Here is an 11,954-nt window from a genome sequence, read left to right on the forward strand (position 1 = left end):
AAAAAAATGGGGCCTTATGGCCCCAATTATTCAAACGTAGATAGTATCGTTAAGCTAAGTCTAAATCACGCGTCATATTTTCTAGGCTGTCTTCATGAACGATAATATTATCTTCAATGCGGATACCACCAAACGGTTTAAACGACTCAACCTTTTCCCAGTTAATGAACTGCTTATTATCGGTTTGTGCTAAATCACCAAGCAATGAGTCAATAAAGTATAAACCTGGCTCAATAGTAAACACTTGGTTTTTTTCAATCAGGCGCGTACAACGTAAGAATGGATGTCCTTCTGGCGAAGGTTGGTGAGTACCCTTTTCGTCACTCATAAAGCCACCCATGTCGTGCACTTGTAAGCCTAAGTGATGACCTAAACCATGCGGGAAAAAAGTAGAGGTAATTTTACGCTCAACAATTTCTGCCGCAGGTAGGTTAACAATTTTAAAGTCACTTAATATTTGTGCAATACGGTTATGACACTCAACGTGCAAATCGCCATAAAGCATACCAGGCTTCAAACCTTGACCTAATTCAATTTGCTGTACTGTCATCGCATCCACAAGCTCAGAAAACTCACCCTGCTTTTTAAAATCATAAGTACGGGTAATATCAGCTGCGTAACCATTAAAGTTTGCCCCAGCATCGATTAAAAATGAGTTATGGGTATGTGGTGCTTTTGGATCAAAGTGCGTGTAATGCAAAATAGCGCAGTTTTCGTTAAGTGCAACAATGTTGCCATACGGCATTTCATTTTCACTCTGACGTGTAGCCATTAAGTATGCTTGCTGAATATCAAACTCGCTACCACCATTAAAAAAGGTATCGCGTGCAGCTTTGTGCCCGTCTACTGCAATGCGGTTAGCGTTGCGTAAACATTCAAGCTCGTACTGCGTTTTATAAGCGCGGTGGTAATGAAAATAGTTAAGTACAGGCTCTGGGTTCATAATACTAAAACCAAGTGCTTGCGCTACTTCTATATATTCGCCCATATAAGCGTATTTAGCTTTATCGTATGGCAGTAGCTTTTCAACTTGATCAGGTTGTAGCAGTAGTTCTATATCAAAATACTCAGCCCAAAAATCACGAGGTTCGTCCGGCACTTTATGCCAAAAATCAACAGGACGATAAAATATTAGTTTTGGCTTGTCGTTACCATTTACCACAATCCAGCAATGCGGATTATCAATAACTGGCAGCCATGCTTTAAACTGAGGATTAACTTTAAACGGGTAATACATATCATCTAAAAACTGACGTTTAGCTTGGCCCGAGTGAATAACTAATCCCTCTAACCCTTCGCTTTCACAAATTGTACGAGTACGCTGTTGCAGTGTTGCAATATGTTCGGCGTATAAAACGGCTAATTTATTCATTGTTAATCCATCTGTTAAATTTAACTTGCTCTGAGTCTACCACTTATACCAATTGCATTAAATAAGGGGGCATCTAATCACATTAGATATCCCCCTACTTTAAACATATGTTTACTAACCGCCCATTTTCATTTCTAGTAGCGGCGCTAGTACATTCCCTTCTCGGCCCATTCGAGTATGATAAACCTGTCTATATGCAAATACATTTTTTACATAATCACGAGTTTCACGATATGGAATAAGCTCCACCCATAACTCAGCAGGAATAGCTTCATCAGGTAACCAACGTTTAATACGATGATACCCAGCGTTATAAGAAGCTGTAGCGAGTATTTCGTTGCCATGATTTTTCTTTTTTAAATACTGCAAATAGCTACTGCCTAACCTAATATTTATTTTCGGTTGATATAACCGATTACTCGATACACTACTTTTATTGACGTATTTAGCCGTGCTTGGTAGCAATTGCATCAAGCCACGTGCGTTAGCATGCGAGCGTGCATCAGGTGCAAATGAACTTTCGCGCCTTGCAATCGCAATGCTCCACGCTACGTCAATTTTGCTGCGCTTACTGTAACGTTCAAACACGTCTTGAAATGCAAACGGAAAACGCAGTTCAACATAATCCCATGCTTTTATTTTTGCGAGAGTAAAAATAGCACTATCGTACCAATCTAGCTCTGCCGCCAGCTTTGAAGCGGCGAGCTTTTCGTCATCACTAGAGGTATTGGTTAAATAATTCCACTCTCTTCGGGCTGCAGTAAAACGTTTTAATTCATAAAGCGCTTTTGCTCGCTTAAAACCGGGCGCATTACTCACCTTGTCCAGCAGTTTTTGATCAACCACCAGCGCTTGATTATTTAGCTCTATTGGTAACCCTAAGCGTGCCGCAGCTAAAAACCCGTAATAGTCACGATTAGCGGCCACATTTACAAAAATACTATCAGCCTTTTTTTGCTCACCACGTTGTTCATAGCTATAAGCTAACCAATATTGCTGACCCAAACTTAAATTATCTTTGCCTGTAAAAAATGCCGCTATACCTTCCCAATCTTGGGTTTTAAGCATATTGCCCAGCTGCCATTGAATAAGCTTGCTGTCTAGGCGCTCTTTTGGCACTTTATTTAGCCAAAAGCTGGCTTGGTTATGCCCGCTTGAAGCAAGCGATAATGCAAAGGTGTAATACACATCGGCTTTTGCTTCATCACTGTATTTAAAAATTTTCTCTAGCTTTTCCCACGCTTTTAAAGCGAGTTCTTTATCGCGCCACACTAAACGCTTAACACCATAAAGTGCTATTTGCCCTTCTTTTACTGACTTTTTTTTGTATCGATACAAACCTGCTGAAGCACTCGGGTCACGACGCACCTTTAAATATAAATCAGCTAAGTAACGCTCGCCTTTAGGTAACAGTGTTTTTAAGTAAGGTAATAAACTTTGCTTCCCCCCTTGGGCCGCAAGTGTAATTCGCTGCCAAACTATTTCCTTACTCATATAGCCTTTTTTTCGCCATAACGAGAAAAGGCTATCGCACTCTTCGGGTTGCGATTTTCCAACAGTCCATAAATCGGTTACTTGATTTAATATCGCCTTTTCAGGCGCGCCTAAATCTCGCTGAAAATCTAAGTAAGTACACGTAAGCGCTGTATTAGATGTTTCACGATAATTATTAATGTATGCCGCTTTTTTGTTTTTCCTTTTTAAATACTTTAACCATGCCTCACGCACAGGCCATTCAAGAGGCGTATGCTGATAAATAGTCAAATAGCTTTCTATTTCGGCTTGATACTTAATATTGGGGTGACGCTGCCAATAGGTTTTTTCAACATAAGGTTTTAAAGGGTGATCTAAATTATTAACCGCCGTTTTAAAATTTTGATAGCTGCCATGACGTACTTTTTTTTCGGCATCTACAAATGCGCCATTATCTAGACTCACTTCGGCAGAATGAAGAGGGAAAATAAATGCAGCTGCCGCAAAGTTTAATAAATATTTTTTCATAATGTCCTTTAATAAAAATTAAAGTAGTGAATAAAAACTTTTCAACCACCTTAGCACCAAACCAGCTATATTTTAACCAACCGATTGTAACCGAGTTAAATTTTTCGTTGCATTTTTAATTTAAAGCAAGCACACTGATTGAAATGCAAACTCATCGTACCAGTCTTAGTTCGTCAACTAGGGAGAATAATAATGTTATATAAAAGCGATTCCTTTGAAGTTAGCTTCCTAAAGGAAAACATCGCCGAGTTTAAGTTTTGTGCTACAGGTTCTGTAAACACATTATCTCAAAAAACTCTTTCAGATTGCGCAGCAGCATTAAAAGAACTAGCAGCCAATTCTGATATCAAAGGCATGATTTTTACCAGTGATAAAGAGCACTTTATTATTGGTGCCGACATCTTCGAATTTTTACCTACATTTACTAGACCTGAAGAAGAATTAGTAGTGTGGATCAAAAATGCGACCGATATTTTCGACGCAATCGAAGATTTACCATTCCCAACCCTAAGCGCCATAAACGGCTTGGCACTTGGCGGTGGTTGTGAGTGGGCACTTGCTACCGATTATCGCGTAGCAAGCGAAACAGCTAAAATGGGCCTACCAGAAGTTAAACTAGGCATAATGCCAGGGTTTGGTGGCACAGTGCGCTTACCACGCATCATTGGCGCAGATAACGCAATGATGTGGATTACTTCTGGCGCAGAAAATCGCGCAGCAGATGCCCTGAAAGTAGGCGCATTTGATGCAGTAGTTAGTACTGACAAACTTTTAGAGTCAAGTGTATCAACACTTGAGTTAGCTATTGCTGGCAAGCTAGATTGGCAAGCAAAACGCAACGTAAAACTACAGCCACTTAAATTAAACCGTGTTGAGCAAGGCATGAGCTTTGCAATGGCAGAAGGTATGGTAATGGGTAAAACCAAAGGCCACTATCCTGCACCGGTTATGGCTGTGCGTACTATTAAAGCAGCAGCAAACTGTACTCGCGATGAAGCAATGGCAATCGAAAACGCTAACTTTGCTAAATTAGCACGTACACCAGAGGCTGCGGCACAAACAGGTATATTCCTAGCTGATCAATACATTAAAGGTAAAGCACGTAAATTTGCTAAGCACAGTGATGTAGAAATTAAACAAGCCGCTGTATTAGGTGCAGGTATTATGGGTGGCGGTATTGCATACCAGTCTGCTTATAAAGGCACGCCTATTATAATGAAAGACATCCAGCAAGATGCGCTTGATTTAGGTATGGGTGAAGCGTCTAAACTGTTAGGTGCAAAAGTTAAGCGTGGCCACATGCCAATGGAAAAAATGTTGGCAACACTTAGCAAAATTAAACCAACACTTAACGATTCAGACTTACAAAGCGCCAACATTATTGTTGAAGCCGTTGTAGAAAACCCTAAAGTTAAGCAAGCAGTACTCGCTGATCTTGAAAAGAACATGCCAGAAGGCACTGTACTTACTTCAAACACATCGACTATTTGCATTGATTTACTAGCGCAAGCGCTAGATAAGCCAGAAAACTTCTGTGGCATGCACTTTTTCAATCCAGTGCCAAAAATGCCATTAGTAGAAATTATCCGTGGTGCAAAAACCTCAGATAAAACAATTAATGCAGTAGTTGATTACGCGCTTAAATTAGGTAAATCACCAATTGTTGTTAACGATTGCCCAGGCTTTTTTGTAAACCGTGTTTTATTCCCTTACTTTGCTGGTTTTAGCAAATTAGTGGTTGAAGGCGCTAACTTTGCGAAAGTAGATAAAGTAATGGAGAACGTATTTGGCTGGCCTATGGGTCCAGCTTACCTACTTGATGTTGTAGGTATTGATACAGCGTTCCATTGTACTGGTGTAATGGCTGACGGTTTCCCTGAGCGCATGGCGCGTGCAGATAAAGACCCTGTTACTATTTTTGCTAACGAAAAACGTTTTGGTCAAAAGAACAAAGCAGGTTTTTACAAATACGAAACAGATCGTCGCGGTCGTCTTAAAAAGTCTCATGACGAGACAGCAATTGAGCTATTAAGCCCAATTACAGACGCACCAAAAGAATTTGATAAACAAGAAATCATCGACCGTTGTATGATTCCAATGATCAACGAAGTGCTACTGTGTTTGCAAGAAGGCATTGTTGCCTCGCCGCAAGAAGCAGATATGGCACTCGTTTACGGTGTTGGTTTCCCTCCATTTAGAGGCGGCGCGTTCCGTTACTTAGATCAAACTGGTTTAGCTAACTTTGTTGCAGCAGCAGACAAATACGCTCACCTAGGTGCGATTTACCAAGTATCTGAACAAACTCGCAAGTGGGCCGAAGAAGGTCGTGTTTTCTATAAGGTGGAAGGTTAATATCATGAATAATCCAGTAATTGTAGATTGTATCCGCACACCAATGGGTCGCTCTAAAAGTGGTGTATTCAAACATAAACGTGCTGAAGACTTAAGCGCACATTTAATGAAAGGCTTACTTGATCGCAACCCAGCAGTTGATCCAGCATCAATTGACGATATTTATTGGGGTTGTGTACAGCAAACATTAGAGCAAGGCTTTAACGTAGCACGTAACGCATCATTGCTTGCCGGTATTCCGCACAGCGTTCCTGCTGTTACGGTTAACCGTTTATGTGGCTCTTCAATGCAAGCATTGCATGACGCAGCACGCGCAATAATGACCGGCGCTGGCGACACTTACCTAATTGGTGGTGTTGAGCACATGGGCCACGTACCTATGACTCACGGCAACGACTTTCACCCAGGCTTAGCAACATCAATTGCACAAGCGTCTGGCTCTATGGGCTTAACAGCAGAATACCTTGCAACGCTTCATGGCATTAGCCGTGAGCAGCAAGATGAATTTGCTTACCGTTCACATCAACGTGCACAAGCTGCCACAGTTGAAGGCCGTTTCCGTCGCGAAATTTTAGCAATGGAAGGTCACGCAGCAGATGGTTCGCTTATCTTAGTTGAAGACGACGAAGTAATTCGCCCAGAAACAACAGTAGAAGGTCTATCAAAGCTTCGCCCTGTATTTAATCCTGCATCGGGTACGGTAACAGCCGGTACGTCTTCTGCACTTTCTGACGGCGCATCTGCAATGTTAGTAATGAGCGAAGAAAAAGCTAAAGAACTTGGCTTACCGATTCGTGCACGCATTAAAGCAATGGCAGTCGCTGGTTGCGATCCATCAATTATGGGTTACGGCCCAGTACCAGCAAGTAAAAAAGCACTTGCACAAGCCGGTATTACAATTGATGACCTAGGCGTAGTAGAACTTAACGAAGCCTTTGCAGCACAATCATTACCTGTAATGAAAGATTTAGGGTTAATGGATGTTGTTGACGAAAAAGTGAATTTAAATGGCGGCGCAATCGCATTGGGTCACCCTCTGGGTTGTTCGGGTTCGCGTATTAGCACATCGCTTATTCACTTAATGGAAGACAAAAATGTACGATACGGTTTAGCAACTATGTGTATTGGTTTAGGCCAAGGCATTGCGACTGTATTTGAACGTGTTCAAGACTAAGTATTAGCTTGAACATGTAAAACCATCTTGGTGATTAAAAAGGCGGACTGATTTTATTCAGTTCGCCTTTTTTATTAGCTTCAATTTATGAAAACGACTCTTTATCAAACAAGCATGTAACAGCGTAATTATGTGATCGGGCGTATTATTAAATAAAGCATTTTGAAACGGCTAAAAGCATTAAACAAAATGCTGATCTAGATCTAAGTAAAATAGTTAAATTACACATAAAATTGCGTTAAACTGCCAAACTTATTAATTGCTATACTTAAGCACTCGCGTAAACAGCAACCACTTTATTTAAACAGGCCAATTTATTATGATCTTTGATAACCCCGATCACCAATTAGATGCTATCGGCCTTCGCTGTCCAGAGCCTGTAATGATGGTACGTGCTGCTATTCGAAAAATGAGTGATGGTGAAACACTGTTAATAACCGCTGATGACCCATCAACCACTCGCGATATCCCGAGTTTTTGTACGTTTATGGACCACACGCTGGTAGCTAAAGATGCAGCAGAAGCACCGTATAGGTATGTGGTGAAGAAAGGGTTATAAACTGACGTAGGTTGAGTTGAGTTTTACGAAACCCAACGTATTTTGTAATAATCGAAATAATTTCACTTATTATCACTTCCCTAGTTACTCGGTAATTTTGAATCTTTGACATATCGATGAAAACTCGAAAAAGGCCAATTACTGACTTCAGAAACATATTTATGCTTCACAGGGTTGTAGTGGATATAATTAATATGGTTATTTAAGTCTTCTCCATCTCTAATTTTATGCTCCCAATAACGACGCTGCCAAATCCCACGCTCTCCCTTCGCTATTCGACTTTTATTACAAAATTCTGTTGCTGGAAGCTCTCGAGAAAAGCCTGATTTTATAAGCCGCCAACGCATTGCGTAATTATTATCGCCTTTTGGTAATTGCCAAATAACATGAAGGTGATCGGGCATGATAACGATTGCAATCGTCTTTATTGGATGCTTTTTTGCCACCTTTGAATATACACGACGTAATAACTCTATATTTTCCACAAGCAAAGGCTGAGATCTATCTTCCAAATTTACCGTAAAAAAATAACATGCGCCCGCCTCTAACATACGTTTATAACGCATATTTTTATCCATAAAATAAACAGATAAATAAGAGTATAGATTAGTTTTGTTAATTATAATCAAGGCAAGTTTAAGTCAAACTTATCCACGATGTTGTTGCACGCTTATAGCAACCCCATAAACTTGTGTCTGCCGTAGGTTGGGTTGAGTTTTACGAAACCCAACGTATTTAATAACCACCAAAATAGTTTGGTTCGCCACACATGTTGGGTTTCGCTTCACTCTACCCAACCTACGAAATCCCCTTGGTGTTAATGCTGAATAAACACTACAACGTCCTTGTCACAAATCCATTAATTCACTCGGGCAGCTTTAAAAAATACAGCTATCACTTCTTCGTTATCGTCACTTGTGGCTTGTCGTAGTCACTGTAATCAATGCTTACTATGTACGTGCCTTTTATTGCTGGCGTATAACTAAAGTAGTTATAAATAGTATTACAGTCTGCGATAGCTGGCTGGCCGAGTGTTAGGCTTTGCCCTGCCGGTTGTGCGTCGCTGTAACCACAGTTATAACCTTCACTAAAATCGGCATCGGCTATTTTAAATTCGTACACTTTACCAGGGCTAGAAAATTTAACTTGTGCTTGATAAAGCGCGGGGCCAACTGGCGCAAACTGATACTGGGGTTCTGCATCCCACAATGTAAAGTCGCCTCTTAGATAAATTGTTTTATCTAGCTCTTGCTGTGGCAATACATCGTTAATCGAAATTTGGCTCGTACAGGCAGTAAGTAAACCAGCAAGCGCTAAGATTAAAATTTGTTTCATGGAGATCATCAATGAGTATCCTTTGCATACAGTGAAAACTAAAAAGCCAGCAAAACGCTGGCTTTTTAAATTGCTAATCGGTGTTATTTTTGTAAAACAGAAATATCTGCAATACCTAAAAACAATCCGCTTAACTGGCTTAGCAGCGCAAGACGATTTTGCTTAACAGCTTCATCGTCGGCCATAACCATTACGTTGTCAAAAAAGTTATCAACACTTTGTCGAATACCTGCCAATTGGCTTAATGCTTCTTGGTAGTTTCCATCGGCGTAAAGTGGTGCAAGGTCAGTGGCAAATTTTGCTACTTGTGATGCCAATACTTTTTCAGCGTCGTCGCTTAATAAGCTCTCATCAACACTACCTTGGCTGGTAATGTCATTTTTAGCCAGAATATTACCTACACGCTTATTAGCGGCTGCAAGCGCTTCTGCTGCGTCTAATGTACGGAAATGGCTTACGGCTTTAACACGGCGGTCAAAATCAACAGGCTTAGTCGGACGACGTGCAAGCACGGCTTGAATTACGTCGACTTCAATCCCTTCGTCTTGGTACCAAGCACGGAAGCGCCCTAGCATAAATTCAAATACGTCAGTTGATACATTTAAGTTAGTTAACTTGTCGCCAAACAATGTTTGCGATTTAGCGACTAGGTCTAAAATATCAAGTGGTAGTTCTTTTTCTACCATGATGCGAAGTGCACCAATAGCAGCACGACGAAGCGCAAATGGGTCTTTGTCACCTTTAGGTGCTTGGCCTATACCAAAAATACCCACCAGCGTGTCAAACTTATCAGCAATCGCTACTGCGCAGCTAATTAAATTTGTAGGTAAGTTGTCGCCTGCAAAGCGTGGCATGTACTGCTCGTTTTGCGCTACGGCTACATCTTCGGCTTCACCGTCGTGGCGAGCGTAATGCATTCCCATTACACCTTGTACGTCGGTAAATTCCATGACCATTTCTGTCATTAAGTCAGTTTTACTTAATAAGCCTGCACGCTGTGCTAGGTCTTTATCTGCACCTAATTGCTCAGCAATATAACCTGCAAGCTCACTAATACGCTGAGACTTATCTTTAAGCGTACCAAGTTGCTTTTGGAACAATACGCTATCAAGCGACTCTAGTCGGCTTTCTAGGGTTTTCTTTTTATCTGTTTCAAAGAAGAACTGTGCATCGGCTAAACGCGGGCGCACTACTTTTTCGTTACCAGAAATAACCACACTTGGATCTTTACTTTCGATGTTAGATACAAACAAAAACTTATTTAAAAGTTTGCCGTTTTGATCCAATAACGGAAAGTATTTTTGATCGTCTTTCATGGTATAGATTAACGCTTCGGCTGGCACATCTAAAAATGCTTCTTCAAATGTTGCCGTTAAAGTCACTGGCCACTCTACAAGTGATGTTACTTCTTCTAGTAAATCTTCATCCATAGCAACAATAGCGTTAACTGCTTTTGCAGCGTCTTCTATTTGTGTACGAATTTGCGCTTTACGTTGTTCGTAATCAGCAATAACGTAAGCAGATTTAAGTACGTCAAAAACGTCGTCCGCATGGTTAATGCTAATTTTCTCTGGGTGATGAAAACGATGGCCCTGAAGCTGGTTAGTTATTTGCTTACCAAGAATTTCACCTTCAAGTAACTCATCACCAAACAAAATAGTTACCGTATGCACAGGACGAATAAATTGTGTTTTATTCGCGCCCCAACGCATAGGTTTAGGAATTGGTAATTTAGCCAACGCTTTAGTAATTGCACCTGTCATTAGCGTTTTAGTTTCTTGCCCTGCTACTTTAGCAATGTGTAATAACCATGCGCCTTTGTCTGTTTCGAGTGTTTGTGCGTCTTTTACTTCAATACCACAACCACGTGCCCAACCCATTGCTGCTTTTGTTGGGTTACCGTCACCATCAAATGCGGCTTTAGTTGCTGGACCACGCTTTTCAACTTCTTTGTCTTGTTGCTTAGCTTCAAGCGCTTTTACTTGTAAACCTAAACGACGAGGCGATGCATACCAGCTTACGCCTTGGTGTGCTAATTCTAGTGTTTCTAGCTCTGCAGTTAGGTTTGCAGCAAAGGCTTCTGCTAATTTACGCAGTGCTTTTGGTGGCAACTCTTCTGTGCCAATTTCTACTAATAAATTTTGTGCTGACATACTTACTTATCCTTACACAGCGGGAAACCAAGCGCTTCGCGTTTGTCATAGTAACTTTGTGCACACGCTTTTGATAACGCACGAACGCGTAAAATATAACGTTGGCGTTCGGTTACCGAAATGGCGTGACGTGCGTCTAGTAAGTTAAATGCGTGCGATGCTTTCATTACTTGCTCGTAAGCCGGTAGTGGTAAGTTTGCTTCAATTAACTTTTGGCTTTCTGCTTCACATTTATCAAACTGAGCAAATAAGTCTTCTACGTTTGCGTGTTCAAAATTGTAAGTAGACTGCTCTACTTCATTTTGATGGAACACGTCGCCGTAGGTTACGCGCCCTAGTGGACCGTCTGCCCATACTAAGTCGTAAATACTATCTACGCCTTGAATGTACATAGCTAAACGCTCTAGGCCGTAAGTAATTTCACCTGTTACTGGTGAACACTCAATACCGCCAACTTGCTGAAAGTAGGTAAACTGCGTTACTTCCATGCCGTTTAACCAAATTTCCCATCCTAGGCCCCACGCACCTAACGTAGGTGATTCCCAGTTATCTTCTACAAAGCGAACTTCGTGAGTTAATGTATCGATACCCATAGCCGCTAAAGAGCCTAAGTAAAGCTCTTGGATGTTATCTGGTGATGGCTTTAAAACTACTTGGAATTGGTAGTAGTGCTGTAAGCGATTTGGGTTCTCGCCGTAGCGACCGTCTGTAGGGCGGCGACACGGTTGAACGTATGCGCTAGACATTGGTTCTGGACCAATAGACTTTAAAAATGTTTGCGGGTGAAATGTCCCTGCGCCCACTTCCATATCAAGTGGTTGAATAATGACACAGCCTTGCTGCGCCCAATAATCCTGTAAAGCCAGGATCAAACCTTGAAAGGTTTTTACGTCATATTTTTGCATATTTGGCTTTTTACTATCTAAGAAGTAGCGTGAAAATTACCCTTAGTATACCGTGTGTACACTCAGGTTTTAAGCAGTTTGTGTAATTGAAGAAAATAAAAAA

General features: G+C 41.0%; 9 protein-coding genes. 3 read left to right on the plus strand and 6 right to left on the minus strand.

The genetic code is table 11. The features are described 5' to 3' along the window. Nucleotides 1-49 precede the first annotated feature (49 nt). Nucleotides 50-1,372: a Xaa-Pro dipeptidase gene (gene pepQ / locus ACJJVZ_RS03585; protein WP_182701898.1), complete on the minus strand. Its 1,323-nt coding sequence runs from the start codon at nt 1,370-1,372 to the stop codon at nt 50-52. A 114-nt stretch (nt 1,373-1,486) separates the two neighbouring features. Beyond that, nucleotides 1,487-3,373 (minus strand): transglycosylase SLT domain-containing protein, encoded by a 1,887-nt coding sequence (locus tag ACJJVZ_RS03590; RefSeq protein WP_405598227.1) that lies wholly within the window; start codon nt 3,371-3,373, stop codon nt 1,487-1,489. Nucleotides 3,374-3,565: 192 nt separating this feature from the next. Between ACJJVZ_RS03590 and fadB the strand changes: the two genes are divergently transcribed. The 3 genes from fadB to tusA all read left to right on the plus strand — a co-directional run bounded on the left by fadB (nt 3,566) and on the right by tusA (nt 7,458). Then, nucleotides 3,566-5,725, plus strand: a complete 2,160-nt coding sequence (gene fadB / locus ACJJVZ_RS03595) for a fatty acid oxidation complex subunit alpha FadB (protein WP_138584851.1) — start codon at nt 3,566-3,568, stop codon at nt 5,723-5,725. 4 nt (nt 5,726-5,729) lie between these two features. Further along, complete coding sequence (gene fadA, locus ACJJVZ_RS03600; protein WP_004335189.1) at nt 5,730-6,899, plus strand: acetyl-CoA C-acyltransferase FadA; 1,170 nt, start codon at nt 5,730-5,732, stop codon at nt 6,897-6,899. A 319-nt stretch (nt 6,900-7,218) separates the two neighbouring features. Then, nucleotides 7,219-7,458, plus strand: a complete 240-nt coding sequence (gene tusA, locus ACJJVZ_RS03605; protein ID WP_405598232.1) for a sulfurtransferase TusA — start codon at nt 7,219-7,221, stop codon at nt 7,456-7,458. 80 nt (nt 7,459-7,538) lie between these two features. Here tusA and ACJJVZ_RS03610 read toward each other — a convergent pair whose 3' ends face one another. The 4 genes from ACJJVZ_RS03610 to glyQ all read right to left on the minus strand — a co-directional run bounded on the left by ACJJVZ_RS03610 (nt 7,539) and on the right by glyQ (nt 11,851). Then, a complete protein-coding gene (locus ACJJVZ_RS03610) occupies nt 7,539-8,024 on the minus strand; it encodes an REP-associated tyrosine transposase (RefSeq protein WP_405598235.1) in 486 nt (161 codons plus the stop codon). Nucleotides 8,025-8,352: 328 nt separating this feature from the next. Next, nucleotides 8,353-8,802, minus strand: a complete 450-nt coding sequence (locus tag ACJJVZ_RS03615; RefSeq protein WP_405598238.1) for a hypothetical protein — start codon at nt 8,800-8,802, stop codon at nt 8,353-8,355. A gap of 74 nt (nt 8,803-8,876) precedes the next feature. After that, nucleotides 8,877-10,946 carry a glycine--tRNA ligase subunit beta gene (gene glyS, locus ACJJVZ_RS03620; protein ID WP_405598241.1) on the minus strand — a complete coding sequence of 690 codons (2,070 nt, stop codon included), beginning with the start codon at nt 10,944-10,946 and terminating at the stop codon, nt 8,877-8,879. A gap of 2 nt (nt 10,947-10,948) precedes the next feature. Then, the gene (glyQ, locus tag ACJJVZ_RS03625; protein WP_007377648.1) at nt 10,949-11,851 is read right to left on the minus strand and encodes a glycine--tRNA ligase subunit alpha; all 903 of its coding nucleotides are present in this window, start codon (nt 11,849-11,851) and stop codon (nt 10,949-10,951) included. Nucleotides 11,852-11,954: the final 103 nt, after the last annotated feature.

Origin of the sequence: Pseudoalteromonas sp. Ld19 (assembly GCF_045064135.1) — a bacterium.
In the GTDB taxonomy this organism is placed as follows: domain Bacteria; phylum Pseudomonadota; class Gammaproteobacteria; order Enterobacterales; family Alteromonadaceae; genus Pseudoalteromonas; species Pseudoalteromonas aliena.